A 24,612-nucleotide genomic window follows, 5' to 3' on the forward strand; every position below is an offset into this window, starting at 1 on the left:
GCGGTCAGGCAGCTTCGGCCGGAACCGCGGGGACCCCAGCTGCATGGCCGGCTGCTCCGGCCCGCCGGATGATTCCTGCCAGCTCCGGCGCATGGGAGAAATTGAACCCATGCGCGGCCTGGCGCAGGATCGTCAGCTGGGACCCCGGGGCCTTGGCGGTGAGCCGCAGCCCGAATTCCGGCGGGGAGAGCGGGTCTCTGGTGCCGCACACGACATCCACCGGGCAGCGGACCGTGCCCAGCAGGTCGATGGTCGGATAATCCAGCATCTCCCGGCAGCTCTTGGCCCACCACGGGATGCCGCAGCGCAGGTAGTCCACCGCAAGGATTGCCTTGACCGAATTCAACTCGTTCGGGAAGTCCTCCAGCAGGCGCCGGGTCTGCCGGAACAGGGTGTCCTCCCGGTCGTTAACTGCCGGTGCGGCGACAACCAGGTGCTTGACCAGACCAGGCCAGGAGCGCGCGATTTCGATGGCCACCTGGGCTCCCATTGAGTGCCCTACCAGCACCACGTTCTCGGCCTTGAGCTGGCGCAGCGCCAGGGCTACCTCGTGGGCAAACCTGGCCACCGTGACCGGTCTGCCGTCGTCCATGTTCTTTCCATGCCCCGGCAGTTCAGGAACGATCACGCGGTGGTCGGCGGCGAGCAGGTTGGCCAGCGGGGTGAAATACCGGCTGGACGCGCCGAGCCCGTGGATCAGTACCACATCGGGTCCCTGTCCCGCCATGCGCACCGACAGCCGGGTTTTCAGGGACTCGGGCAGTACTCCGAAGTATTCGTGCCTCACGGTGGCCTTTCGTGGTGTCAGAAATGACGGGGCTGGGTTGTGCGGCACTCAGGCTCCGCGGTGGCGCTGTTCGAGCGCGGACCACAGGTCCTCGGGAAACATCTCGTGCACGTCTTTGAGGTACCGGTCGCCGTCTTCGGGTTTCTGAACCGTGTCCTCGGTGATCTTGAACGGGAAAGAGGCGGCTTGGGTGGCGGGCGCGGGGCCCGGGCCCTGCGTCTCTGTGCAGGTTGCCCAGCCGAAGGTGGCGGGATCCCCGATGCGGAAGACCTCGACCTGGCACGACGGCGCGGTGAAGTCAGTGCCGTGATCCTGGACCAGGTCGACGATGGCCTGCTGCTGGTCATCGGCCAGGGCGTCAGGTTCGCTGGCAGCCCCGCAGGCGGTAGTTCCACATGCCAATACCAGCACCGAAAGCGCGCTGAATCCGATTCGCTTGATTGTTTGCCCCACTGAGTCCATGCCTGTCGATCGTGATGTGCCTGCACTCATCTTGGCCTAGCCTGCGCGGGAAAACCAAGCAACCCCACCGCACGGGCCCGCAGTGTCCGCAGAAACACAGCGGCAGCGCCCTGCGGTGCATCCAGTTGAGCTGCGCGTCACGCAAATCCATCGCACACCTTTGTTGGCGATAGGGTTAAAGGCATGAGTGCACAGATCAAGGTGGCCGTGCTCGGCGCGGCCGGACGTATGGGCTCGGAAGCGGTCAAGGCCGTCACCGACGCAGCAGATATGGAACTGGTAGCGAGCCTGGGGCGAGGGGACGACCTCCAGCAGATCATCGATGCCGGAGCCACCCACATCGTTGATCTGTCTGTCCCCGCCTCCACCGAGCAGAACGTGCGTTTCGCCATCGAACACGGGCTGCATGCGGTGGTCGGCACCACCGGGTGGAGCGACGAGCGCCGCGCTGCGCTCGAAGCGCTCCTGGCCGAGCACCCCGAGAACGGCGTGCTGATCGCCCCGAACTTCGCCTTGGGATCCGTGCTGGCCAGCGCGTTCGCGGCCACCGCCGCCAAGTACTTCGAATCGGTGGAAATCATTGAATTGCACCACCCGAACAAGGTCGACGCACCCAGCGGCACCGCCGTGCGCACCGCCGAGCTGATTGCCAAGTCCCGCGAGGCCGCAGGCGTCGCTCCGAGCCCGGATGCCACCGAAACCCAGCTGGACGGCGCTCGCGGAGCCGAGGTGGATGGCATCCACGTGCATTCGGTGCGCCTGCGCGGCCTGGTCGCCCACCAGGAAGTCCTGCTCGGCGGTCCGGGCGAGCAGCTCACCTTGCGCCATGATTCCTACGACCGCGCCTCGTTCATGCCAGGCGTGCTGCTGGGCTTGCGCACCGTGGCCTCGCGCCCGGGACTGACCTATGGGCTGGACGGTTACCTGGAGCTGGGCCAGTGAAAACAAAACTTTGGGTCGGCGGAATCCTCATTCTCTTCGCCCTGTATATCGGCATGGCATTCACCCAGGCGTTCCGCTTCATGGGTACCGATTCGCTGACGGCAAAGATCATGGGTGTCGCCATTCTGGTGGTTCCCGCGTTCGGCGTCTGGATCCTGATCCGCGAAGTCCTGTTCGGACTGCGCACCGAAGCCATGGGCAAGACCCTGGCCACGCTGGGCGAACTGCCCGAGGACCTGCCGCGCATGCCGTCGGGACGGTTCGTGCGTGAAGCCGCGGATGCCGACTTCCCCAACCACCAACGCGATGTGGAGGAAAACCCGGAGTCCTGGAAGTCCTGGTACCGTCTGGCCCTGGCCTACGAGGCCTGCGGCGACAAGCGCCGGGCGCGCAACTCGATGCGCACGTCCATCGGCTTCTGGCGCCAGGAGCAGAAGACCGGAGCGGTCTAATCCTGCGGCGCATTGCCTACGACAGCACAGGTCCCCGTCCTCCTCGACCAAGGAAGGCGGGGATCTTTTGGGTGTTCGTCGGGAGCCGGCGCCACCGGCTCAGCGGGACGGCGGGGCCGAAGCGCCCCTGCCGGGTGGCTCGGAGTCGGCGCCGCTCAGGACCCGCACCACGTATTCCAGAGGGCCGGTGGACTTGGTGAATCCGAGCCAGAGCCCCAGCGCCGCGGTAGCCGCGCACAGGATCCACCAGATCGCCATCGGCGGCAGGTAGTCCTGCATCAGGGGCAGGACCAGAATATGCCCCGCGTACAGCGTCAACGGGGCCCGTCCCGCCCCGGCAAGGAACCAGCCCACCAGGCCCAGCAACGGAACGACCAGCTGCATCAGGCCGATCGCCGTGACGGCGCAGGCGGCCGCATGGAGGGTGAAGACCAGTGAGGTGCTGTGCGCGGTGGGCAGCCAGATGTAGGAGGGGTCCGCCAACAACGGATCCAGGCTGACTCGCGGCAGACGGCCGGCGGCCACCAGTGCGCCCACGTCGTCCAGGGGGATCCGTACGGCGGCTGCGATCTGCTCGGTAAACCGGCTCGTAGCCGCCCAGCCGAGCGCGAGCGTCGTAAGGGCCGCCGCCGCCCCGCCTGCGGCGAGCTTTGCGGCGGTCGCCGGCGAAGCCAGGCACGTGCGCCCCAGCGCGATGCCCAGCAGCCCGAATCCGACCCAGACCATCAGCGGGTAGTAGCCGGTGACCAAGATGTCCTTGAGCAGCAGCTCTGGGGTGAGCAGGTCGAGAAAGGTCGGGTTGTGCCCGAGCGTCTGGCCCTCCCAGGCGTGCGCCAAGGGCCGCCACAGTATAGGCATGATCAGCAGCCATAGGGCTGAGACTACCCAAATTGTTGTTCTTGAGAGCCTCAGGGCCAGAGGAAGCAACAGGAAAAGTAGGCCATAGTGAACCAAAATGACCGCAATGCCTTCATTTGACGGTCCAATCAGCATTCCGAGCACGGCAATAATTGATGCTCTCAGGGCAAGGACTGAGTAAACCTTGGGGTTGGAAAAGCCCCTGCGCGCTAGCGAACGCGTCAGCAGCGTCAGCGAAACTCCGGCCAAAACCATGAACAAAACCGAAGCCCGCCCCGCGGCTACAGCCCCGGTAAACGTAGGGGAGTAGGCCCCTTCGGGCCCCCTTTCGTACAGGCTGAAAATGTGGGCCGCGAACATGCCTAGGATGGCGGCAAGACGTGCCGCATCCACCCCCAGCAGCCGTGACGGTTTGCTCGATTGGTCCATGGAGTTATCGCATCACGGAATTGTCGGAAGATGCCATCGCAACATGCGCGAGTGTAGATTTAATCCCATGGCTACAAGTGCAATTGATAATCAGGCGTTCCCCTTTGGCACGGTGCTGACCGCGATGGTCACGCCCTTCACCGACGCTGGTGAGGTCGATTATGAAATGGCCGCCAAGCTGGCCGCCAAGCTCGTGGACGATGGCTGCGACGGCCTGGTCGTCACCGGCACCACCGGCGAGACCTCGACCCTGACCGACGAGGAAAACGTGGGCCTGTTCCGCGCAGTAGTCGCGGCCGTCGGAGACCGCGCCGCGGTGCTCGCCGGATCCACCACGAACGACACCCGCCACTCCATCGCACTGTCGCTGGCCGCCAAGGAAACCGGCGTTGACGGCATCCTGGTCACCACCCCGTACTACAACAAGCCGAGCCAGGCAGGTGTCATCGCCCACGTGAAGGCGATCGCCGAAGCCGTGGAACTGCCCATCATGCTCTACGACATCCCCGGCCGGGCCGGCATCTCGCTGGCCCCGCAGACGATCATCGAACTGGCGAAGATCCCGCAGGTGATCGCGTTGAAGGACGCCAAGGCCGATTACCAGTCCACCACCACCGTGCTGGCCAAGACCAACCTGCATGTGTACTCGGGCGACGACGGGCTGACCCTGCCGCTCATGGCCGCGGGCGCCGTCGGCGTGGTTTCGGTCTCCGCTCACGTCGCGGCCGCCAAATACCGTACGCTGGTTAATGCAATGCATGCCGGGGATCTGGCCACTGCACGCGCTACACACTTCGAGCTGGACCCGATCCAGCGCGGCATCATGAGCCACATCCAGGGCGCGGTCGCCGCAAAATATGGACTTCACTGGCAGGGTGTCCTGCCGAACACCGTCGTCCGACTGCCGCTGCTGGCACCGTCGGACGCAGAACTCGATGCCATCCGCGCGGACCTACGTGAAGGCGGATGGGATCTGTAACGAAAGGGTATAACCGCATATGACTGAGAGTTCAGTAGGAAAGGCCGATTCTGCGCGCATGCAGACCCCGGCCAAGGTGAAGAAGGGGACCATGCGCATCGTCCCCCTCGGAGGCTTGGGCGAAGTCGGCCGAAACATGACAGTGTTCGAGCTCGACGGCAAGCTGTTGATCGTGGACTGCGGCGTGCTCTTCCCCGAGGAGCACCAGCCTGGCGTGGATCTGATCCTGCCGGACTTCTCATACATCAAGGACCGCCTGGACGACGTGGTGGGCCTCGTGCTCACCCACGGCCATGAGGACCACATCGGTGCGGTGCCGTACCTGCTGCGCCTTCGCGAAGACATCCCGCTGTACGGGTCCAAGCTGACCCTGGCCTTCGTCGAAGCCAAGCTGGCCGAGCACCGCATCAAGGCCAACAGCAACATCGTGGTGGAGGGCGAGATCGCCCAGGTCGGCAACTTCGAATGCGAATTCGTCGCGGTCAACCACTCCATCCCGGACGCCCTGGCGGTCTTCCTGCGCACCGAGGCCGGCACCGTGCTGCACACCGGCGACTTCAAGATGGATCAGCTGCCGCTGGACGGCCGCATCACCGATCTGCGCCACTTCGCCCGCCTCGGGGAGGAAGGCGTGGACCTGTTCCTGCCGGACTCCACCAACGCGGAGGTGCCGGGCTTCACCGTCGCCGAACGCGAAATCGGCCCGGTGCTCGAAGCCAAGTTCGCCCGCGCCCGCCGCCGCATCATTGTCGCTTCCTTCTCCTCGCACGTGCACCGCGTGCAGCAGGTGCTGGACGCCGCGGCCATGCACGGACGCAAGGTGGCCTTCATCGGCCGCTCGATGGTGCGCAACATGGGCATCGCCGAACGCCTGGGCTACCTGGACATCCCGCCGGGCGTACTGGTCGACCTGAAGCAGATCGACCAGCTGCCGGACCACAAGGTCGTGCTGATGTCCACCGGCTCGCAGGGTGAGCCGATGGCCGCGCTCTCGCGCATGGCCAACGGCGAGCACAAGGTGCAGATCAACCCGGGCGACACCGTGATCCTGGCTTCCAGCCTGATCCCGGGCAACGAGAACTCGGTCTTCCGCGTGATCAACGGCCTGATGCGCTTGGGCGCCGAGGTCATCCACAAGGGCATGGCCAAGGTCCACGTCTCCGGGCACGCCTCGGCCGGCGAGCTGCTGTACTGCTACAACATCCTGCGCCCGAAGAACGTGCTGCCGGTGCACGGCGAAACCCGCCACCTGATCGCCAACGGCCGCCTGGCCGCGCAGTCGGGTGTGCCGGAGGAGAACGTGCTGCTGGCCGAGGACGGCTCGGTCATCGACCTCAAGGACGGCGTGGCCAAGCTCGTCGGCCAGGTCGAATGCGGCTACGTCTACGTTGACGGCTCCAAGGTCGGCACCATCACCGACGACGACCTGAAGGACCGCGTCACCCTGGGCGAGGAGGGCTTCATCTCGGTCATCACCGTGATCAACCGCCAGAACGGCACCATCATCTCCGGCCCGGACATCCACGCCCGCGGCGTGGCCGAAGAGGACTCGGTCTTCAACGAGATCAAGCCGAAGATCGCCGCCGCGATCGTGGAGGCGGTTGCGAACAACCCGAACCACACCACGCACCAGCTGCAGCAGATCACGCGCCGCGTGATCGGCTCGTGGGTTTCGCGCAAGCTGCGCCGCCGCCCGATGATCGTACCTGTGGTGCTCGAAGCCTAGGCTTCTGGAACACCGAACCGCGGAACCCTGCCCCCGGGCGGGGTTCCGCTGTTTAACCCTGCGTTGTGCGATCCGCGGGTCGCCCGGTCCGTCGCGCGGCAAGGGCCGCACCCCAACGATTTATTCGTGATGTCGAGCCAGGGCGAAATATTCCGGCGAAAACCAGTAAAAATGTCCGATGCCTCCCATATGCTTTGTTGAGCTCGATGTCGCAACGGCATCGCACTCACACGCATTCTGGGGGACCTCATGAGGAAAACTGCACTATCACGCGCCATGGGCGCGCTGGCAACGATGGGCCTGGTCGGGGCCCTCACCGTGGCCGCGGCTCCGGCGCAGGCCAGCGAACGCCCGATCGACATCACCGGCTATTCGGTGTCGTCGATCACCGTCGGGGACTCGAACTGCCGCAATATTCCGGTGTCTGCCAGCACCAAGATCAAAGGCGACTACGTCGATTCCTATGGGATTATCGACGTCACGCGAAACGGCGGTGTGGTTGATGCCTTGTGGATGGAGGGACGTCGCGTATCGGACAGGGCCTCTGTCTGCCCGAGCCTTTACGGCTTGGGTGCCTACAAGGTTGGACCGGCTGACATCTTCGCCGAGTACGACTACTGGGATTCGTACTTCGGCGAATACTTCTCCGACTACAGCGATTACACCGACTACAGCAGCAAGACGTTCTATGTGCGGGGCAAGACCAAGAGCACGCTGAAAGCGACCCGCTCGGGTAGCAAGGTCACCTTGACGGCCACGGCACAGGTTTATTCGCCGGAGAAGTACCGCTACGCCCAGTACAACGGCAAGAAGGCCAAGTTCCAGGTGAAGTCGGGCAACACCTGGAAGACCTTGAAGACCGTTGACCTCAAGAAGGGCACGGCGAAGATTACCGTGAAGCAGCCGAAGAAGAAGAGCTACAGGCTGACGATCCCGACAGCAACATGGGCCGCGCCCACCACAACCAAGACCGTGACCAAGTAGTCTTATCCGCGATGCCGTAGCGGACCGGTTGCTCAGAAGCCTGCATCGTCCCGCCAGCCAGGGGAAGATGCAGGCTTTGCGCCGTCCGCAGGCCTCGTCGAGTCGAATCTGAGCAGGTTTGCGGAACAAGGCGTCATCTCCGGATTCCTCGGCGTCGACCGCGAAGCCCCCGGGCTAGGATTGGCCTATGATCCGTCAACGAGCACGCGACCTCGGCACCATGGGCAAACGGCTGTTCTGGACAGCCGCGGGCCTCGGGGTGCTGTCCGGAACGATTTCCGTCGCCGCTTGGTGGGGACCCCAATTCATCGGGACAGCAGCGGAGGAGATGCTTGATGGCGGCTACCTCCTGGATCTGGCATTGGTGGTGCTTCCGGCCGCGATGCTCAGCGGCTTGGCGCTGGGAATACTCTCGTGGTCTGCGACCTATGCGGCCTTGGGAATCCTCGAAGCCCGACGCCCGAAAGCGACGGCACTTCAGCAAGCAGCCGCCGGTGGCATGGGCTCAATGACCGGCGGGCTGATTCCCGCAGTGCTGATCTTCTCAACCGTTCTCAGCGAGGAACCAAATCTAGGATTCGTCTACGCCACCACCTTCGGCCTGCTGGCGTGGTGCTTCATCTTGGCTTTCGGAACCCTGCTGGTGTTGAACCGCGCGGATGCCAGCCAAGGGCCCGCGACATGACAGCCCGTACCAGCAAATTATTTGCCCAACGAAAGGTTCTGCCCACGTGTCACACGCTCCCGCACCGGAAGTTCAACGGATTTCACTTCGCTTAGTGGCTGGAACGGTGCTTGTCGGCGCAGTGCTCGGCGCTTTGCTGGGAATACTGAACCACTGGGGTCTACTGGTCGAAACGTTGACAACCTCGGGACGACTGACGGATTCGTTCGCCATAGCTTTCGGCGCACTGGCCAACGGAGCCATGCTCGGCGCCGGCGCCGGGCTGATTCCCGGGTTGGGCGCCCTCGCTGGAATGGCGCTCCAGGCTCGTCGCCGGAATCCGGGCAGTGCGGCAACCCCGCGGGGTGCAGCGGCCACCGGGGCCGCCGTGGCGACCCTGCTTGTTTCCGGCGCCGGATTGCTGCTTCTCTTGCCGGGCGCACCTGCAGGCTTCTGGATCTGGAGTGCGGCAGGGTACCTCGCACTGTCCGTGTCAAGCGTTTGGATGATCACGCCAAGGTTGTCCGGACGCAATGCCGAATCGGCGGCCTGAGAGGCCAACCCGTTGTGAATCCATGCGTAGTTGGTAGGAGATGCCGCTATTCACTAGTGTGGATCCCGAGGAATCTCTAGATCAGTTGTGCTTAAACATTGGTCTCCCATCCTCATTGAGGCCCGCGCCTCACCACCATCAACCGCATCGCGAGGATTCCTCATGTCAGTTCCGCCAAACCCGCCGAATTACTACGCCAACTCCACCAGCTCGTATCCGTCCAACCCTTACGAGCAGCACAACAACGGTGAAGGCCACAAGAGCTTCATTGCAACGTGGCTGCTCTCGTGGTTCCTCGGAGGTCTGGGCATCGATCGCTTCTACCTCGGGAAGATCGGCACCGGAATCCTCAAGCTGATCACCCTCGGCGGTTTCGGCATCTGGCTCATCGTGGACATCATCTTGATCCTTGCCGGCGGCATGCGCGACAAGTACGGCTACCGTCTGGCCGGGTACGAAGAGCACAAGAAGACCGCATGGATCATTTCGATCATTCTGCTGGTCCTCGGAATTGGTTTCGGCAGCGTGAACGCCCCGGACTACCTCGATCAGTGGCAGTCCTTCTAAAGAGCTGTCGATGACCCCGTGAAATCTCGCAGAGAATTTCGCGGGGTCATTCTTTTGCGATCACTTATACGTTCCTGATCTGGGATGACAAACTGAACTAATGCTGAAGATTTGCGAGCGGGACTGTGCAGGAAGCCTCGGATTAGGCAGAATGGGGCAAATGAACGCCTTGACGAATCCCCTGAGGCCAGCGTCGCACCGTGCGCTGCAGATCCAGGATGCGGACGGTGTCCGCCCATGATCGAATTCGACGCAGTCAGCAAGAGCTACCCGGGCGGCACCACGGCGGTCAGCGATTTCTCCCTCGAAGTGCCAGCGCACCGCACCACGGTGTTCGTCGGATCCTCCGGGTGCGGCAAGACGACGCTGCTGCGCATGGTCAACCGCATGGTCGAACCCTCCGCCGGGAGCATCAGGATCGATGGGCAGGACATCGGCTCCGGGTCCCCGGTCCAGCTGCGCCGCAGCATCGGCTATGTCATGCAGAACGCCGGGTTGCTCCCGCACTTCACCGTCGCGGAGAACATCGCCACGGTACCCAGGCTCAAGGGAACTTCCCGCGGCAAGGCCCGCAACCGGGCACTTGAACTGATGGCGACGGTGGGACTGGATTCCGGCTTGGCCGACAGGTATCCGCACCAGCTCTCCGGCGGCCAGCAGCAGCGCGTCGGCGTCGCCCGGGCGTTGGCCCCGGAACCGAACATCCTGCTCATGGACGAGCCCTTCGGCGCGGTGGACCCGATCGTGCGCACCGAACTGCAGCAGGAGCTGCTGCGGCTGCAGCGGGAGCTGGGCAAAACGATCATCTTCGTCACCCACGACATCGACGAGGCGTTCCTGCTGGGGGACCAGGTGGTCATCCTCTCCGAGCAGGCCCGGAAGCTGCAGGTGGGAACCCCCAGCCAGATCATCGAATCGCCGGCCAACGATTTTGTCGCCTCGTTCATCGGGGCCGAACGCGGGCAGCGCGCCCTGCGCCTGAAGCAGACGCCTACCGGCACGGTGCTGGTGGACCCCCAGGGCAGGACCCAGGGACGCCTGATCGACGAGAACGACCTGGACCGGGCATGAACTGGATCCTGGAGAACCTCGACCTGATCGGGACGCTGGCCATGGAGCACCTGCGCCAAAGCCTGTGGGCGATCGCCGCCGGCTTCCTGGTCTCGCTGCCCCTGGGCTGGGCCGCCTGGCGCTACAAGGCGCTACGCGGACTGGTGGTGACCGGCACCGGCCTGCTCTACACCATCCCCTCGCTGGCGCTGCTCATGATCCTGCCGGTCGTCACCGGAATGAGCGCCATCAGCGAAGCGAACCTCATCGTGGCGCTGACCATCTACGCGCTGGCCATCATGGTCCGCTGCGTGGTGGACGGCTTGGACTCGGTTGATCCGCAGACCCGCTCGGCCGCCACGGCCATGGGCTACGGCCCCGGCCGGCGCTTCGCCGCGGTGGAGCTTCCGCTGGCCGGCCCGGTGATCCTCGCCGGGCTGCGCGTCACCTCGGTCAGCACCATCTCGCTGGCCACCGTGGGCATCCTGGTCGGCGTGACCAACCTGGGTTACTTGTTCACCAACGGCCTGCAGCGGCGCATCATCCCCGAGGTGCTCGCCGGCGTCCTCGCGGTGGCGCTGATCGCGCTGATCATCGACTTGCTGCTGGTGCTGGCCGGGCGCTGGCTTATGCCATGGACCGCCGCGCAGCCGCGGCGCGCACGGCGCGCACGCCGCGCACGGAACCGCGCCCCGCAGGCGGTGGGCACCCGATGAACCTGCTGCGCGAAGCCTTCACCTGGCTCACCGACCCCGCCCAGTGGAGCGGGCCGAACTCGCTGCTGCTCCTGCTCGGACAGCACCTGATGTACACGGCGCTCGCCGTCGCGATCGCCGCGGTCATCGCCATCCCCGCCGGCTGGGCCATCGGCCATACCGGACGCGGACGCGAAATCGCGGTGGCTGTCTCCGGGCTGGCCCGAGCCGTTCCCTCCTTCGGACTGCTGATCCTGCTGGTGCTGCTGGCCGGGGTGCTGCACAAGCCGGAAGCCGCGCTCATCACCTTCGTGCTGCTCGCCATCCCGTCCATCCTGGCCGGCGCCTATACCGGGCTTGAATCCATCGACCGCAAAACCATCGACGCCGCCCGCGCCATGGGCATGACCGAACGCGAGATCCTGGCCAAGGTCGAGATTCCCTTGGGCCTGCCGCTGCTGGTGGGCGGCCTGCGTTCGGCCATCTTGCAGGTGGCAGCCACCGTCACCATCGCCGCCTACGTCAACCTCGGGGGACTGGGCCTGCCGATCATCACCGGCCTGAACCTCAGGCGCTACGACATGGTGCTCGGCGGCGCGCTCTTGGTCGCGGCGCTCGCGCTCATCCTGGAGCTGCTGATGGCCCTGGCCCAGAAGATGTCGGTTCCCCGCGGGCTGCGCAGCACCCGTGCCGGGGACCGCGACGCACCCGGCGGGCACGGCGCGGGTGACGGAAACACCCTTGAGTTACAGATAGATCGCCCCGTTGAAAGGACGCGAACATGAAGTTCCCAATGCATAAGGCCCGGGCGGCCTCGGTCCTGGCGCTGGCCGGAATGCTGGCGCTGGCCGGATGCGGTTCCAGCGATCCGCTGGCCAACGAGCCAAGCGCCGGAGCCTCCGGGGAATCGGACAAGAGCGTGGTCGTGGGCTCGCAGGCGTACTACTCGAATGAGATCATCGCGGAGATCTACGCCCAGGCGCTGGAAAAGGCAGGCTTCACCGTGGAACGGAAGTTCAACATCGGGCAGCGCGATGCGTACATGCCGCAGCTGGAGAACGGCAGCATCGACATCATGCCCGAATACACCGGCAACCTGTTGCAGTATTTCGAGCCGAAAACCTCAGCCCGCGCGTCGGAAGACGTGTATGACGAGCTCGGCAAGGCGCTGCCCGACTCCCTGGCGGTGCTGGACCAGGCCCAGGCCTCGGACCAGGATTCGTACACGGTCACCGAGAAGTTCGCCAAGGACAACAGCGTCTCGTCGATCGAGGATCTGGCCAAGGTGTCGCAGAAGCTCACCCTCGGAGGTCCGCCGGAGCTGGCCGAGCGGCCTTACGGCCCGAAGGGCCTGAGCAAGACGTACGGAGTCGACGTGGCATTCTCGGCCACGGGAGACACCACCGTGGAAGACCTGAACGCCGGAACGGTGAACGTGGCCAACGTGTTCACCGCCGACCCGCGGATCAAGACGGACAAGCTGGTGGTCCTGGACGACCCGAAGGCGCTGTTCCTCGCCTCCAACGTGGTCCCGGTGGTCGAAGCCGACAAGTCCGAAGAGCTCGCGGCAGTGATCAACCCGATCAGCGCCAAGCTCTCCGCCGAGGAACTGGTCAACCTGAATGTCCAGAGCACCGTGGATCAGAAGTCCGCGCAGGACATTGCCAGCGCGTGGTTGGGTAGCAACGGCTGAGCCTGCCCGACGGGGCGTGATTATTCTCTAGCGCCGAGGGAGCACCGGGTTCACGTGTAAATTCGGTGCGTTCCCAGCGGAGGGCGATACCCTAGAATCATGGCCCCACGTACCCAGTCTCAGGGGGCGAAGAAGCCAACGACGCGTAAACCCAAGGCGTCCGGCACCTCGTCCTCCAAGAAACCCACCGAAAATCCGGAACAGGAACTGCCCCTGCCGCTGCGCATGATCCGCAGCGTGTGGATGGGCATCGCCCGGATCTTCGGTGGCGCCTTCCGACGCATCGGCGGCACCGTCAAGCCCGAGTACGAGCTGCGGCGCGACGGCACGGGACTCTTCCTCGCCCTGATCGCCATCGTCGTGGCGATCATCGAATGGTGGGGGCTACGCGACGCGGGCTGGTTCGGAACCGGAGTGCACGCGGTGGTCGGCGGAACGCTCGGCTTCATGGCCGTGCTGCTGCCGATCATCCTCTTCGTGGGCGCCTTCCGCCTGTTCCGCTACCCGGAGGCGGTGACCGAGAACAACCGCATCGGCATCGGCCTGCTGATCATGACGCTGTCCGGGTCCTCCATCGCTTCGCTGGCCAATGGCTCGCCGGCGGTGTCCGAGGACTTCGACGTGCTCTGGAATGCCGGCGGCATGGCCGGTTCCATCCTGGGCACCCCGTTGGGTCTGCTGATTTCGGTCCCCGGAGCCATGGCCGTCTTCATCTTCCTAGTGTTCATGTCGCTGCTGATCGTCACGGCCACTCCGATCACCCAGATACCGACGCGCATCCGCGCGGGCTACAACCGGCTGCTGGGCCAGGACCCCGATGCCGAACGCCCGGCCCGCGCTTCCTCGCACGCCGGCGCTCGCGGCGGCGGCGAGCTGAACGCCGAGACCGAGGACCACGACCAGTCCTACCTCTACCCGCAGGAAGAGGAAACTCCGGCGCCGAAGAAAAAGAAGCCCGGCTTCTTCGAGCGCCGCGCCGCGGCCCGCAAGGTCACCGAGGTCTACGACGTGGACGGCCACGAGGACTCCGAGCGCAGCGGCGACGTCGCCTACGACAAGGCGGTCATCGACGAGGACTCGGCCGAGCCGGCCGAAGCCGCCACCACCTCGCTGCCAGCGGTCCACCGCAACCGCTCCTCGGAGGTCTTCGACGCCGACGAGGCGGCCACCCAGGCCTTCTCGCGGGAGCAGCTGGCCTCCGAGCACCCGACCGTCGCGCACCGCGCGGTGGACATCGAACCGGACCAGGACGCCCAGCCGGATCCGCAGACCCCGCCTCCGGGCGTGAAGCGCCCGACAAAGGCCGAGGCCGAGATGGCCCAGATCATGGAGAGCATCGGGCTGAAGGCCGAGCCTGAAGCCGCCACCAGCGCCATGGACCAGGTCTCCTCGCGCGCTGCCGGGCTCTCCGGCACCCCGCAGCCGCCCATCCCTGCGCGCACCGAGCAGCTGCAGCTTTCCGGGGACATCACCTACACCCTGCCCTCGGCAGACTTCCTGCCGCCGGGCCCTCCGGCCAAGGAAGCCTCCGAAGCCAACCAGGTCGTGGTCGACGCGCTGACCAACACCCTGCAGCAGTTCAAGGTCGACGCCCAGGTCACCGGGTTCTCCCGCGGGCCGACGGTGACCCGCTACGAGATCGAGCTGTCCCCGGGCACCAAGGTGGAGAAGGTCACCGCGCTGTCCAAGAACATCTCCTACGCGGTGGCCTCCTCCGACGTGCGTATCCTGTCCCCGATCCCGGGCAAGTCCGCCATCGGCATCGAGATCCCGAATACCGACAAGGAAGTTGTGGCCCTGGGCGACGTGCTGCGCAGCCAGAATGCGCGCAAGACCGAGCACCCGATGGTCATGGGCGTGGGCAAGGACGTCGAAGGCGGGTTCGTCGTGGCGAACCTGGCCAAGATGCCGCACCTTCTGGTGGCAGGCGCCACCGGTGCGGGCAAGTCCTCGTTCGTGAACTCCATGATCACCTCGATCCTGATGCGCTCCACCCCTGACCAGGTCCGCATGGTCATGGTGGACCCCAAGCGCGTGGAGCTGACCGCCTACGAGGGCGTGCCGCACCTGATCACCCCGATCATCACCAACCCGAAGAAGGCTGCCGAGGCGCTGGGCTGGGTCGTGCGCGAGATGGACACCCGCTACGACGACCTGGCCAACTTCGGCTTCAAGCACATCGACGACTTCAACAAGGCGGTCAAGGCCGGCAAGGTGCACCCGCCCGAGGGTTCCAAGCGCGTGCTCAAGCCCTACCCGTACCTGCTGGTGATCGTCGACGAGCTCGCCGACTTGATGATGGTCGCCCCGCGCGACGTCGAGGACTCGATCGTCCGCATCACCCAGCTGGCCCGCGCCGCCGGCATCCACCTGGTGCTGGCCACCCAGCGCCCGTCCGTGGACGTGGTCACCGGCCTGATCAAGGCCAACGTGCCATCGCGCATGGCGTTCGCGACCTCCTCGGTCACCGACTCCCGCGTGGTGCTCGACCAGCCGGGCGCGGAGAAGCTGCTGGGCCAGGGCGACGCCCTGTTCCTGCCCATGGGCACCTCCAAGCCGATGCGCGTGCAGGGCGCCTGGGTCACCGAGTCGGAGATCCACCGCGTGGTGGAGCACGTCAAGGCCCAGCTGCAGCCCGAATACCGCGACGACGTCATGCCGGTCGCGGAAAAGAAGAAGATCGACGAGGACATCGGAGACGATCTGGAGCTGCTGCTGCAGGCCACCGAATTGGTGGTCACCAGCCAGTTCGGTTCCACCTCGATGCTGCAGCGCAAGCTGCGTGTGGGCTTCGCCAAGGCCGGCCGCCTGATGGACCTGATGGAGTCGCGCGGCGTAGTGGGCCCGTCGGAGGGCTCTAAGGCCCGCGACGTGCTCATCAAGCCGGACGACCTGCCGATGGTGCTGGCCGCCATGCGTGGCGACGATCCGTCCAGCACGCAGGCCACCGCCGCCGAGCAGGCGCTGGTGGACGAGGCGAATGTGAACCACGCGGATCCGGTGGCAGAATATGCTGAGGACCTGGTTGCCAAGGACCTGGATGACCGGCCGCAGGCCGTCGACTACTTCGACGGCTCCGACGACGAGGGCTCCGGCGAGGACGCCTGGGACCTGACAGGGAGAAACTGACCCGAATGAGTGAGCAAGCTTCGCACGAGCCGCCGAATCCGGTGCCGACGTTGAACATCGCCAACGTGCTGACCACGATCCGCATCATCATGGTTCCGTTCTTCATCTGGGCGCTGTTTGCGGACGACAGCACCCAGGGCACCTGGCGCTGGGTGGCGCTGGCCATCTTCGTGGTGGCCATGTACACCGACAAGCTGGATGGCGACCTGGCCCGCAGCCGCGGGCTGATCACCAATTTCGGCAAGATCGCCGACCCGATTGCGGACAAGCTGCTCACCGGCTCGGCGCTGGTCTGCCTGTCCATCCTGGCCGAGCTCCCATGGTGGGTCACCGTGACCATCCTGGTGCGCGAATGGGGCATCACCCTGCTGCGCGTGGTGGTCATCCGCTACGGCGTGATCGCCGCGAACATGGGTGGAAAGATCAAGACCGTGCTGCAGGCTGTGGTCATCGGGCTGTACCTGCTGCCGCTGACCCATACCGTCGGCTGGCTGCACGCGGTGGCCTGGGCCCTGATGCTGCTGACCGTGGCGGTAACCGTGGTGACTGGTGTCGAGTACATCTTCAAGGCCATCGCCCTGCGCAGCGCGTACAAGAAGAACGCACAGAACTAGCGCATTCCGGCAACCGACGAGCATCGGTGCGCATCGGAGACATTCCCGTGCGCACCATCCATATCCAGGGGAGTGACACATGAGGCACCAGGCACCAGCGGTGATTTCCATGGCCAGCGAGCACAAGCTCCAGCTTGCCACCGCCGAATCACTGACCGCCGGGCTGATCGCTGCCACCTTGGCCGAGGTGCCGGGCGCCTCTGCGGTGCTGCGCGGCGGGGTGGTCAGCTACTCCAGCGACGTCAAGGCCTCGGTGCTGGGCGTGGACCAGAAGCTGCTGGCGGAAAAGGGATCCGTTGATCCCGAGGTAGCACGCCAGATGGCAGTGGGAGCCCAGCGAGCATGCGGGGCGGATCTTGCCGTTTCGGCCACTGGTGTCGCCGGCCCCGAACCGCATGACGGCAAATCCGTGGGCACCGTGTACATCGGCTGGGCGTCCGGAAGCGAGTCCGGAGCCAGGGAGCACCATTTTGTGGGGGACCGCGCGCAGATCCGCGAGCAGAGCACCAACGCAGCCATCAACCAGCTGGCTGCCATATTGGGTAAAGCTTCTTCACAGTAAAGAGCGGAATACTACTTTTCCCGGGAATTTCCGCAATGAATCATCGATTTGTGGCGTACGTCGCAAATTTATGATTAGGGTGATAGCACGGGAACAAATTCGAATGACATGCCGTTGTACGAATTGTAGGGCTGCAAGGACGGCCCCCGTTATGAACAGATCTTCGAGATGGACCTAGGAGCAAAGGCTAAATTTATGGTCAAGCAACCCGTCACAGTCAATGGTGTTGTCCGTTGGCGCGATATGGGAGAAGCCCATATGGTCCAGCCCGTGAAGGAGGAGCACAAAATGGTAGTACTCCGTCATGAAATCGGTGACGTCCTGCGAGACGTCCGCCAGCGCCAGGGCCGAACCCTCCGCGAGGTTTCCCATAGCGCCCGTGTCTCATTGGGCTACCTGTCGGAAGTCGAGCGTGGACAGAAGGAAGCTTCCTCCGAGCTGCTCTCCTCCATCTGCTCCGCACTGGAGATTCCGCTCTCGCTCATGCTGCGCGAAGTATCCGAGCGCGTCGCACTGGCCGAAGGCATCGCGATCCCGGACACCGTTCCAACCGATATGGCCAACGAGTTCGCTGCAACCCGCAACGACAAGCCGCTGGCTTCGGTCTAAGCTTCACCACTACTTACCAGGCCTCGGTAGGTGGGTGGTCCGACGGGCGAGGGCCCACGCAAATGCGTGGGCCCTCGCCTCATTCGTGGGAGGATATTCCAGTGAGACTTAGCGACTTCTGGCGGAACATGGAGAATGAATTCGGCCAGCGATATTCCCATGTTCTGGCCGATACCATGGCCCTGTCCGAATTGGACAGCCTGACAGCGAGCGATGCCCTGAAGAAAGGCATCAAGCCGAAGCAGGTGTGGGAAGCGTTGTGCCGTGCGCAGGATGTGCCGGTGGACCGCTGGCTTGGTGTAGATATCGAGCCCAAGCAGTCCTAGACAACGGCGGGCAGTTTCGAGTATTCGAAACATCCACATTGATTTTCGAACATCTATTCGGATAGAATCGTTTGTGAACGAGGCGGAACACCGCCCGCGAAAACTTAAACTCTGAGTTTGTCCACACTTACCGGATCCACGGGTCCAAAGTGTCGGTAGGCGCTCATACTGTCTAATGCAGGACAAGAAATCGTGAGCAGGTCGATTGATGGCTTGCATGAGCAAAGGTGAACCATGGCAGCAAATAATGATCGGGAAAAGGCACTTGAGTCTGTCCTGGGCCAGATCGACAAGGCCTTCGGCAAGGGCTCGGTCATGCGCCTGGGTGATGAAACCCGCGCTCCCATTGAAGTAATTCCTACCGGTTCGGTTGCGCTGGACGTGGCTCTGGGCATTGGCGGACTTCCGCGCGGTCGTGTCGTGGAGATCTACGGTCCTGAATCCTCCGGTAAGACCACCGTTGCACTGCACGCCGTGGCAAGCGCCCAGCGCAACGGCGGCATTGCAGCATTCATCGATGCTGAACACGCTTTGGATCCCGAATACGCCAAGAAGCTTGGCGTGGACACCGACGCCCTGTTGGTTTCCCAGCCGGACACCGGTGAGCAGGCTCTGGAAATCATGGATATGCTTGTCGGCTCCGGCGCGCTGGACATCATCGTCATCGACTCCGTGGCCGCTCTGGTGCCGCGTGCGGAAATTGAAGGCGAAATGGGTGACAGCCACGTGGGTCTGCAGGCCCGACTGATGTCCCAGGCGCTGCGCAAGATCACCGGCCGCCTCTCGGCTTCGAAGACCACCGCGATCTTCATCAACCAGCTTCGCGAGAAGATCGGTGTCTTCTTCGGCAGCCCGGAAACCACCACCGGTGGCAAAGCCCTGAAATTCTACGCTTCGGTTCGCATCGATATCCGCCGTATTGAAACCCTCAAGGAGGGAACCAACCCGGTCGGCAACCGCACCCGTGCCAAGATCGTGAAGAACAAGATGGCGCCTCCATTCAAGCAGGCCGAATTCGACATCCTGTACGGTCACGGCATTTCCCGCGAGGGCTCGCTCATCGACATGGGTGTTGAGCACAACCTGGTCAAGAAGTCCGGCGCTTGGTTCACCTACGACGGCGACCAGCTGGGCCAGGGCAAGGAAAACGCCCGCCGCTTCCTGCGCGACAACCCGGATCTGGCTACCGAACTGGAGCGCCAGATCCTGCAGAAGCTCGGCGTCTTGCCAGCAGAAGAAGTGGAAGAAGACGAGACAGAACTGCGAGTCGTCGAGGGCGATCAGTAGTGAGCTCAGGCTTCAAACGACGTAGCGTTCGATCCGGATTCAATTCCGGGTCGGACGCTATGTCCGTTTCCAATGAATTTCAGGGAGACCTGGAAGACATGCCCGAGTGGGCCCGGCCAGACCCGGCCGAGCCAGAAGCGTCCCAACCGGCGAAGCCGGGCACCGGCGAAGCCGGCGCAAGGAAGGCTTCCTCCGACACGTTGGCACCAACCAACCGCCGGATCATCGCCAGCCTCCCGGCACAGGAAAAGAAGAAGCCGGAAAGCGTCGATGAACTGCGTGCGGCGATGTACGAAATCCTTTCGGCTCCGGCTCCGGCGGCGCCCACCAAGAAAGAGCGCAAGGATGCCCGCGAGGCCAGGCGCGCGGCGCGTGAGTCAGGGGAAACCGGCGAACTCAGCGACGACCAATGGCGTGAAAAAGCCCGCGGGATCCTGCTGCGGCAACTGACGGCCAGCGACAAAACCGCGAAACAGCTCAAGGACAAGCTCCTTGACAAGGACTGTCCCGAAGAGATCGCCGATGAGGTGATCGAGCGCTACGCAGAAATCAACCTCGTTGACGACGAACGTTTTGCCAAGACGTGGGTCGCCGCAAGGGCTCGTTCCCGCGGACTGGCGCGCGGCGCGATCAAACGTGAGCTGCGCACCAAGGGCGTCGACGACGAAACCGCAGCCGAAGCGCTGGAACAGATCGACGACGAAACCGAAGAGCAGCGCGCACGGGAACTGGTCCGCGCCAAACTGCGGCCAGAATCAATGGGAGCGGACCGGGACAGGGCGCTGCGGCGCCTGGTCGGCATGCTGGGGCGCAAGGGCTATAACGGCGGCATGGCTTTCAAGGTGGCCCGCGAAGAATGGGATGAACGCTTCGGACGGCACGAGGGGCAATACTGAGGATCGTCGCGCGCCGAGGATTGCCTTCGTTTCAGGGTCCCGGCGGATTCGGTAACCTTATAAGGTGAGCGAGCAACAACCGATTTCCAGCCCCCAGTCCGAAGGCCTTCCGCGCACCTACGAAGTGCGCACCTTCGGCTGCCAGATGAACGTCCACGACTCCGAGCGGCTCTCCGGCCTGCTTGAAGATGCCGGGCTTGCGCGGAAGCCGGAAGATTTGACTGAAGAGGTCGCAGACGTCGTGGTGTTCAACACCTGCGCCGTGCGTGAAAACGCTGACAACAAGCTGTATGGCAACCTCGGCATCCTGAAGGGGGTCAAGGAATCCCGGCCAGGAATGCAGATCGCTGTCGGCGGCTGCCTGGCGCAGAAAGACCGCGACACCATTCTCAAGAAGGCTCCTTGGGTTGATGTGGTTTTCGGAACCCATAACATCGGCTCGCTGCCGGCACTCCTGAACCGGTCCCAGCACAACAAGAAGGCCGAACTGGAGATCCTCGAATCCCTCGAAGTCTTTCCATCGACGCTGCCCACCCGCCGGGAGTCCGTCTACGCAGGCTGGGTGTCGATCTCGGTTGGCTGCAACAACACCTGTACGTTCTGCATTGTTCCTTCCCTGCGCGGCAAGGAACGCGACCGTCGGCCGGGGGAGATCCTTGCCGAAATCCAGGCACTTGTCGACGACGGCGCCATCGAAGTGACGCTGCTGGGCCAGAACGTGAACTCCTACGGCGTCGAATTCGGCGACCGTCTGGCCTTTGGCAAGCTGCTGCGCGCCTGCGGTGAAATCGAAGGCCTTGAACGCGTGCGTTTCACCAGCCCGCACCCGGCGGCATTCACCGACGACGTCATCGAAGCCATGGCCGAAACTTCGAATGTCATGCCGCAGCTGCACATGCCGCTGCAGTCCGGATCGGACCGCGTGCTCAAGCAGATGCGCCGTTCCTACCGTTCAAAGAAATTCCTCGGAATCCTGGACAAGGTGCGCGAGCGCATCCCGCATGCGGCGATCACCACCGACATCATCGTCGGGTTCCCCGGAGAGACCGAAGAAGACTTCCAAGCCACCTTGGACGTCGTGGAAGCTTCACGTTTTGCCTCGGCATTCACCTTCCAGTACTCCCAGCGCCCGGGCACGCCGGCGGCGACCATGGACGAGCAACTGCCCAAGGCCGTTGTCCAGGAACGCTACGAGCGACTGACTGCACTGCAGGACCGGATTGCCAAGGAGGAAAACGCCAAGCAGTTGGGACGCACCGTCGAGGTCATGGTCACCGAGCATGCCGGTCGCAAGGCTGAAACGACCCATCGGCTCTCCGGCCGTTCGCAGGATCAGCGCCTCGTGCACTTCTCGGTTCCCGAGGGCGCCCAGACGCCGCGCCCCGGCGACCTGGTCACCTTGCCGATCACCGAAGTAGCCGCCTTCCACCTGGTTTCTGACCCGACCGCGGAGCAATACCAGTTGCGCCGTTCACGGGCAGGGGATGCCTGGGACCGCTCGCAGGCCGACAGCTGCGGCGTGCCGGCTCCCGGCGCCAGCAGCGAGCCGGGACGCACCAACTTGGGGATGCCGACCCTGAAGGTGCGCAGCTAGCTTGATGGAAGCCACGCACCTTCCGGTCATTGCCGTGGTCGGTCCGACCGGAACCGGCAAATCGGATCTGGCCATCGCCCTGGCCCAGAACTTGAATGGCGAGATCGTCAATTCCGACGCGCTGCAGTTCTACCGGGGCATGGACATCGGTACCGCCAAACTCGCCGTCGACGAGCGAGGCGGAATCGAACACCACCTCATGGACATCATGTCCGTACGGGAAGAGGCATCCGTCGCAACCTTCCAGGCTCAGGCCCGCGAACGCTTCGAGGCGATCCGGGCCAAGGGCAAGGTGCCCGTCATGGTCGGCGGATCCGGACTGTACGTTCGTGCCGCGCTGGACGTCATCGACTTCCCGCCAACCGATCCACAGGTGCGGGCACGGCTCGAAGCCGAGGTCAAAGCCCATGGAGACGGAGAGGTGCGGCGCCGTCTGGCGGAGGTGGATCCGGTCTCCGCGGCGAGGAACCTCGACCAGCGGCGCGCCATCCGCGCCCTGGAGGTCTACGAAATCTCCGGCCGGGCGTTCAGCTCCTATATGCCCCAGCGCCAGTACTTCCAGCCTGCAGTCCAGATCGGACTAAATTACGAGCGCTCTGCGTTGCATGAAGCATTGGAAGCCCGGGTCCATAAAATGGATTCCAAGGGGCTGGCCCAGGAAGTCGCAGGACTGCTGGATTCGGGACTGCGCGAAGGCAAGACCGCTTCGCGGGCCATCGGCTATCAGCAGTACATCGATTTCCTGGACGGGAAGATCGAACGTGCCGAGGCCATAGAGCAGACCGTGGTCGCCACCCGGAAGTTCGCCCGCCGCCAGATCACCTGGTTCAATGCGGACGAACGCGTCTCCTGGCTCGACCCGACCAAGCCCGGTCTGCTCGACCAGGCGCTGGAGCTGGTGGCCCGGACCCAGCGGAACTGACGCAACTAGCGAACGAAGCACGAAACACGAGGAGCACGGATGTACCGCAGCGAACTTCAGCAGCTTGCAGGCCAGGCATTTGCCAAGGGCCATGCAACCGGAAACGACTTCGTCTTGCTCGCGGATCCCACGGGAGCACTTCAAATCACCGCCGAACAGGTGGCGGCCCTGTGCCACCGGCATTTCGGCATCGGTGGCGACGGGCTGATCCGTGCGGTGCCGACCTCCCAGGTGTCCGGTTATGAGCAGCAGTTCATCGAGCATCCCAAGGCCTACTGGTTCATGGACTACCGCAACAACGACGGCTCCATCGCCGAGATGTGCGGCAATGGAGTGCGCGCGTTCGTGCATTTCCTCATCGCCGAAGGCCTGGTCAATCTAGCGGTCGGCCAGAGCCTGCAGATCGGCAGCCGTGCCGGCGTCAAGGAAGTCACCCGGCTGACGGACGGGTACGCAGCCAATCTGGGGCCATGGGGCCTGATCCATGAGGACCAGGCCGCCGCCGACTCGGTGGATTCGATGGTCCGCCCCAGCGGCTGGGAACAGGCGTTGCCGGCGCTGAGCATCACGATGGGCAATCCGCACACCGTGGTAGCGCTTCCGGACCAAGGCATGCTGGAAGATCTGGAGCTCTTTGTCGCCCCGGAAGTCTCGCCGGCCCCGCCCCACGGAACCAACGTGGAATTCGTGGTTCCCGCCGAGCCGCTGATCGAAGACGGCCGGGCCAGAGTGAAGATGCGCGTCCACGAACGCGGGGTAGGGGAGACGCTGTCCTGCGGCACCGGAGCTTGCGCGGCCGCCGCTGCGATGCGCTACTGGGCGCGCGGCACCGCCTTGATCAATGATTGGTCGGTTGAAGTTCCCGGAGGCACGGTCGGGGTTGCATTCCTTGCCAACGGCGATCGGGAAGATACCATCCTGAGCGGGCCGGCGGAACTGGTCGCGCGCGGGATCATCAGCCGGGACTAGCAGGCGGGCCACACAGCCAACTGGCACGGCGAACCTACTGGGCCGGGCGTGAAACCTTCAAAACGCGGAAGGCCTTTGCCGTGGCTTCACGGGTGACGCGCCAGTCGTTTGGCAACTGCTCGACCAACCATTTCTGGAGGGAATCGCTGCCCAAGTTCTTCTGCACTACCATCCAGGCCTCGCCACCCGGCGCCAGCCGCGGCAGCCAAAGCAGCAGAAGTTCATGCAGGGCTTCCTTGCCGATGCGGATCGGCGGATTCGACCAGATCGTGTCGAATTCAAGCTCCGGGTCCACAGTTTCCGGCCGGCCGACCACCACGTTGTCCAGGCCCAAGCTCTGCGCATTCAGGCGGGCCAGCTCGATGGAACGCTCGTTGACGTCGACGCCGTAGACTTCCGAACCGGGGCTTTGCTCGGCCGCGGTAATCGTGATGGGTCCCCAGCCGCAGCCGATGTCCAAGATGCGGCCACGCGGCGCCGGAACGTTCTTCAACAGCACCTCGGTGCCCTTGTCCAAACCGGAAGGCGAGAAGATGCCGGCTGCGGTCTGGATCTTGCGAACGGTGCCGTTCAACTCGACTGAAATCGTGCGGCGTTCATCGGCCGAGGCGGGGCTGGCGCTGAAGTAGTGATCCGAGCTCATACTGCAAAGTTTATCGTTGCGTGCGCACGGGCCAAATATGGGCGGAGGCAACGTGACAAAGCCAATATGTACCAGGCCGCACAAGACTGATAGAGTTTTGTCTATGACTTTGTTCTTCGTCTAATACGTAGCCCACACGGTTACCCGTGATTCCCGAATCCCCGGCGCTGGTCTTGCGCGCCCGGACGGCGGAATCCGCAGGCGGCAAAGTCTTTTCTAC

At 64.1% G+C, this 24,612-nt stretch carries 26 protein-coding genes; 22 read left to right on the forward strand and 4 right to left on the reverse strand.

Annotated elements, in window-relative coordinates:
* Positions 1 to 4 precede the first annotated feature (4 nt).
* Both ACTX90_RS05665 and ACTX90_RS05670 read right to left on the reverse strand, forming a co-directional pair.
* Positions 5 to 787: an alpha/beta fold hydrolase gene (locus ACTX90_RS05665; protein WP_052772612.1), complete on the reverse strand. Its 783-nt coding sequence runs from the start codon at positions 785 to 787 to the stop codon at positions 5 to 7.
* Between the two features lie 48 nt (positions 788 to 835).
* Positions 836 to 1,240, reverse strand: coding sequence for a hypothetical protein (locus ACTX90_RS05670; protein ID WP_443443444.1), 405 nt, complete (start codon positions 1,238 to 1,240; stop codon positions 836 to 838).
* 192 nt (positions 1,241 to 1,432) lie between these two features.
* Here ACTX90_RS05670 and dapB point away from each other — a divergent pair, with 192 nt between their 5' ends.
* Entirely contained in the window at positions 1,433 to 2,191 is a 759-nt protein-coding gene (dapB, locus tag ACTX90_RS05675; RefSeq protein WP_047121138.1) for a 4-hydroxy-tetrahydrodipicolinate reductase, read from the forward strand.
* Positions 2,188 to 2,643 (forward strand): tetratricopeptide repeat protein, encoded by a 456-nt coding sequence (locus ACTX90_RS05680; RefSeq protein ID WP_047121139.1) that lies wholly within the window; start codon positions 2,188 to 2,190, stop codon positions 2,641 to 2,643. Before dapB ends, ACTX90_RS05680 begins: the two co-directional genes overlap by 4 nt.
* A 99-nt stretch (positions 2,644 to 2,742) precedes the next feature.
* Here the strand turns inward: ACTX90_RS05680 and ACTX90_RS05685 are convergent, their stop codons facing one another.
* A complete protein-coding gene (locus ACTX90_RS05685; RefSeq protein ID WP_443443446.1) occupies positions 2,743 to 3,930 on the reverse strand; it encodes a heparan-alpha-glucosaminide N-acetyltransferase domain-containing protein in 1,188 nt (395 codons plus the stop codon).
* Between the two features lie 67 nt (positions 3,931 to 3,997).
* Between ACTX90_RS05685 and dapA the strand changes: the two genes are divergently transcribed.
* The 20 genes from dapA (at position 3,998) to dapF (ending at position 23,749) form a co-directional block, all read left to right on the forward strand.
* Entirely contained in the window at positions 3,998 to 4,909 is a 912-nt protein-coding gene (dapA, locus tag ACTX90_RS05690; RefSeq protein ID WP_047121140.1) for a 4-hydroxy-tetrahydrodipicolinate synthase, read from the forward strand.
* Positions 4,910 to 4,967: 58 nt separating this feature from the next.
* Entirely contained in the window at positions 4,968 to 6,635 is a 1,668-nt protein-coding gene (locus ACTX90_RS05695; RefSeq protein ID WP_424572653.1) for a ribonuclease J, read from the forward strand.
* 249 nt (positions 6,636 to 6,884) lie between these two features.
* Complete coding sequence (locus ACTX90_RS05700) at positions 6,885 to 7,619, forward strand: hypothetical protein (RefSeq protein ID WP_443443448.1); 735 nt, start codon at positions 6,885 to 6,887, stop codon at positions 7,617 to 7,619.
* Positions 7,620 to 7,806: 187 nt separating this feature from the next.
* On the forward strand, positions 7,807 to 8,304 hold the full coding sequence (locus tag ACTX90_RS05705) for a hypothetical protein (protein WP_424572445.1): 498 nt from the start codon (positions 7,807 to 7,809) through the stop codon (positions 8,302 to 8,304).
* A 94-nt stretch (positions 8,305 to 8,398) separates the two neighbouring features.
* Complete coding sequence (locus tag ACTX90_RS05710; protein ID WP_424572444.1) at positions 8,399 to 8,836, forward strand: hypothetical protein; 438 nt, start codon at positions 8,399 to 8,401, stop codon at positions 8,834 to 8,836.
* Positions 8,837 to 8,998: 162 nt separating this feature from the next.
* Entirely contained in the window at positions 8,999 to 9,403 is a 405-nt protein-coding gene (locus ACTX90_RS05715; protein WP_082124108.1) for a TM2 domain-containing protein, read from the forward strand.
* 237 nt (positions 9,404 to 9,640) lie between these two features.
* The gene (locus ACTX90_RS05720) at positions 9,641 to 10,474 is read left to right on the forward strand and encodes an ABC transporter ATP-binding protein (RefSeq protein WP_424572443.1); all 834 of its coding nucleotides are present in this window, start codon (positions 9,641 to 9,643) and stop codon (positions 10,472 to 10,474) included.
* The gene (locus ACTX90_RS05725; protein ID WP_443443451.1) at positions 10,471 to 11,169 is read left to right on the forward strand and encodes an ABC transporter permease; all 699 of its coding nucleotides are present in this window, start codon (positions 10,471 to 10,473) and stop codon (positions 11,167 to 11,169) included. Before ACTX90_RS05720 ends, ACTX90_RS05725 begins: the two co-directional genes overlap by 4 nt.
* Positions 11,166 to 11,933, forward strand: coding sequence for an ABC transporter permease (locus ACTX90_RS05730; RefSeq protein ID WP_443443992.1), 768 nt, complete (start codon positions 11,166 to 11,168; stop codon positions 11,931 to 11,933). Before ACTX90_RS05725 ends, ACTX90_RS05730 begins: the two co-directional genes overlap by 4 nt.
* On the forward strand, positions 11,930 to 12,841 hold the full coding sequence (locus ACTX90_RS05735; RefSeq protein WP_113606594.1) for an ABC transporter substrate-binding protein: 912 nt from the start codon (positions 11,930 to 11,932) through the stop codon (positions 12,839 to 12,841). The genes ACTX90_RS05730 and ACTX90_RS05735 overlap by 4 nt, the downstream gene beginning before the upstream one ends.
* Positions 12,842 to 12,940: 99 nt before the next feature.
* The gene (locus ACTX90_RS05740; protein WP_443443453.1) at positions 12,941 to 15,970 is read left to right on the forward strand and encodes an FtsK/SpoIIIE family DNA translocase; all 3,030 of its coding nucleotides are present in this window, start codon (positions 12,941 to 12,943) and stop codon (positions 15,968 to 15,970) included.
* A 5-nt stretch (positions 15,971 to 15,975) separates the two neighbouring features.
* Positions 15,976 to 16,584, forward strand: a complete 609-nt coding sequence (pgsA, locus tag ACTX90_RS05745) for a CDP-diacylglycerol--glycerol-3-phosphate 3-phosphatidyltransferase (protein ID WP_053797708.1) — start codon at positions 15,976 to 15,978, stop codon at positions 16,582 to 16,584.
* A 79-nt stretch (positions 16,585 to 16,663) separates the two neighbouring features.
* On the forward strand, positions 16,664 to 17,146 hold the full coding sequence (locus ACTX90_RS05750) for a CinA family protein (RefSeq protein WP_053797709.1): 483 nt from the start codon (positions 16,664 to 16,666) through the stop codon (positions 17,144 to 17,146).
* 195 nt (positions 17,147 to 17,341) lie between these two features.
* Positions 17,342 to 17,755 (forward strand): helix-turn-helix domain-containing protein, encoded by a 414-nt coding sequence (locus ACTX90_RS05755; protein WP_047121151.1) that lies wholly within the window; start codon positions 17,342 to 17,344, stop codon positions 17,753 to 17,755.
* Positions 17,756 to 17,883: 128 nt separating this feature from the next.
* Positions 17,884 to 18,081 (forward strand): DUF3046 domain-containing protein, encoded by a 198-nt coding sequence (locus ACTX90_RS05760; protein WP_237562399.1) that lies wholly within the window; start codon positions 17,884 to 17,886, stop codon positions 18,079 to 18,081.
* Between the two features lie 234 nt (positions 18,082 to 18,315).
* Complete coding sequence (recA, locus tag ACTX90_RS05765) at positions 18,316 to 19,368, forward strand: recombinase RecA (RefSeq protein ID WP_047121153.1); 1,053 nt, start codon at positions 18,316 to 18,318, stop codon at positions 19,366 to 19,368.
* Positions 19,369 to 19,427: 59 nt separating this feature from the next.
* On the forward strand, positions 19,428 to 20,264 hold the full coding sequence (locus ACTX90_RS05770) for a regulatory protein RecX (protein WP_424679038.1): 837 nt from the start codon (positions 19,428 to 19,430) through the stop codon (positions 20,262 to 20,264).
* A 145-nt stretch (positions 20,265 to 20,409) separates the two neighbouring features.
* Positions 20,410 to 21,858 carry a tRNA (N6-isopentenyl adenosine(37)-C2)-methylthiotransferase MiaB gene (gene miaB / locus ACTX90_RS05775; protein ID WP_244910829.1) on the forward strand — a complete coding sequence of 483 codons (1,449 nt, stop codon included), beginning with the start codon at positions 20,410 to 20,412 and terminating at the stop codon, positions 21,856 to 21,858.
* A gap of 4 nt (positions 21,859 to 21,862) precedes the next feature.
* Positions 21,863 to 22,780 carry a tRNA (adenosine(37)-N6)-dimethylallyltransferase MiaA gene (gene miaA, locus ACTX90_RS05780; protein WP_047121218.1) on the forward strand — a complete coding sequence of 306 codons (918 nt, stop codon included), beginning with the start codon at positions 21,863 to 21,865 and terminating at the stop codon, positions 22,778 to 22,780.
* Positions 22,781 to 22,819: 39 nt separating this feature from the next.
* A complete protein-coding gene (gene dapF, locus ACTX90_RS05785; protein ID WP_424679039.1) occupies positions 22,820 to 23,749 on the forward strand; it encodes a diaminopimelate epimerase in 930 nt (309 codons plus the stop codon).
* Between the two features lie 34 nt (positions 23,750 to 23,783).
* On the opposite strand, the gene ACTX90_RS05790 is transcribed toward dapF, so the two are convergent.
* Complete coding sequence (locus ACTX90_RS05790) at positions 23,784 to 24,392, reverse strand: class I SAM-dependent methyltransferase (RefSeq protein ID WP_113606589.1); 609 nt, start codon at positions 24,390 to 24,392, stop codon at positions 23,784 to 23,786.
* Between the last annotated feature and the right edge of the window lie 220 nt (positions 24,393 to 24,612).

Source organism: Glutamicibacter soli (genome assembly GCF_052322135.1).
In the GTDB taxonomy this organism is placed as follows: Bacteria; Actinomycetota; Actinomycetes; order Actinomycetales; family Micrococcaceae; genus Glutamicibacter; species Glutamicibacter soli.

What these genes read in the sequence shown, in the direction of transcription:
- dapB (WP_047121138.1), top strand. Translation starts at nt 1,433, where the DNA reads ATGAGTGCACAGATCAAGGTGGCCGTGCTCGGCGCGGCCGGACGTATG.
- ACTX90_RS05735 (WP_113606594.1), top strand. Translation starts at nt 11,930, where the DNA reads ATGAAGTTCCCAATGCATAAGGCCCGGGCGGCCTCGGTCCTGGCGCTG.
- ACTX90_RS05770 (WP_424679038.1), top strand. Translation starts at nt 19,428, where the DNA reads ATGTCCGTTTCCAATGAATTTCAGGGAGACCTGGAAGACATGCCCGAG.
- miaA (WP_047121218.1), top strand. Translation starts at nt 21,863, where the DNA reads ATGGAAGCCACGCACCTTCCGGTCATTGCCGTGGTCGGTCCGACCGGA.
- recA (WP_047121153.1), top strand. Translation starts at nt 18,316, where the DNA reads ATGGCAGCAAATAATGATCGGGAAAAGGCACTTGAGTCTGTCCTGGGC.
- ACTX90_RS05740 (WP_443443453.1), top strand. Translation starts at nt 12,941, where the DNA reads ATGGCCCCACGTACCCAGTCTCAGGGGGCGAAGAAGCCAACGACGCGT.
- ACTX90_RS05720 (WP_424572443.1), top strand. Translation starts at nt 9,641, where the DNA reads ATGATCGAATTCGACGCAGTCAGCAAGAGCTACCCGGGCGGCACCACG.
- ACTX90_RS05755 (WP_047121151.1), top strand. Translation starts at nt 17,342, where the DNA reads ATGGTCAAGCAACCCGTCACAGTCAATGGTGTTGTCCGTTGGCGCGAT.
- ACTX90_RS05695 (WP_424572653.1), top strand. Translation starts at nt 4,968, where the DNA reads ATGCAGACCCCGGCCAAGGTGAAGAAGGGGACCATGCGCATCGTCCCC.
- dapA (WP_047121140.1), top strand. Translation starts at nt 3,998, where the DNA reads ATGGCTACAAGTGCAATTGATAATCAGGCGTTCCCCTTTGGCACGGTG.
- ACTX90_RS05730 (WP_443443992.1), top strand. Translation starts at nt 11,166, where the DNA reads ATGAACCTGCTGCGCGAAGCCTTCACCTGGCTCACCGACCCCGCCCAG.
- ACTX90_RS05705 (WP_424572445.1), top strand. Translation starts at nt 7,807, where the DNA reads ATGATCCGTCAACGAGCACGCGACCTCGGCACCATGGGCAAACGGCTG.
- pgsA (WP_053797708.1), top strand. Translation starts at nt 15,976, where the DNA reads ATGAGTGAGCAAGCTTCGCACGAGCCGCCGAATCCGGTGCCGACGTTG.
- ACTX90_RS05700 (WP_443443448.1), top strand. Translation starts at nt 6,885, where the DNA reads ATGAGGAAAACTGCACTATCACGCGCCATGGGCGCGCTGGCAACGATG.
- ACTX90_RS05760 (WP_237562399.1), top strand. Translation starts at nt 17,884, where the DNA reads ATGGAGAATGAATTCGGCCAGCGATATTCCCATGTTCTGGCCGATACC.
- ACTX90_RS05685 (WP_443443446.1), bottom strand. Translation starts at nt 3,930, where the DNA reads ATGGACCAATCGAGCAAACCGTCACGGCTGCTGGGGGTGGATGCGGCA.
- ACTX90_RS05725 (WP_443443451.1), top strand. Translation starts at nt 10,471, where the DNA reads ATGAACTGGATCCTGGAGAACCTCGACCTGATCGGGACGCTGGCCATG.
- ACTX90_RS05750 (WP_053797709.1), top strand. Translation starts at nt 16,664, where the DNA reads ATGAGGCACCAGGCACCAGCGGTGATTTCCATGGCCAGCGAGCACAAG.
- miaB (WP_244910829.1), top strand. Translation starts at nt 20,410, where the DNA reads ATGAACGTCCACGACTCCGAGCGGCTCTCCGGCCTGCTTGAAGATGCC.
- ACTX90_RS05715 (WP_082124108.1), top strand. Translation starts at nt 8,999, where the DNA reads ATGTCAGTTCCGCCAAACCCGCCGAATTACTACGCCAACTCCACCAGC.
- ACTX90_RS05790 (WP_113606589.1), bottom strand. Translation starts at nt 24,392, where the DNA reads ATGAGCTCGGATCACTACTTCAGCGCCAGCCCCGCCTCGGCCGATGAA.
- dapF (WP_424679039.1), top strand. Translation starts at nt 22,820, where the DNA reads ATGTACCGCAGCGAACTTCAGCAGCTTGCAGGCCAGGCATTTGCCAAG.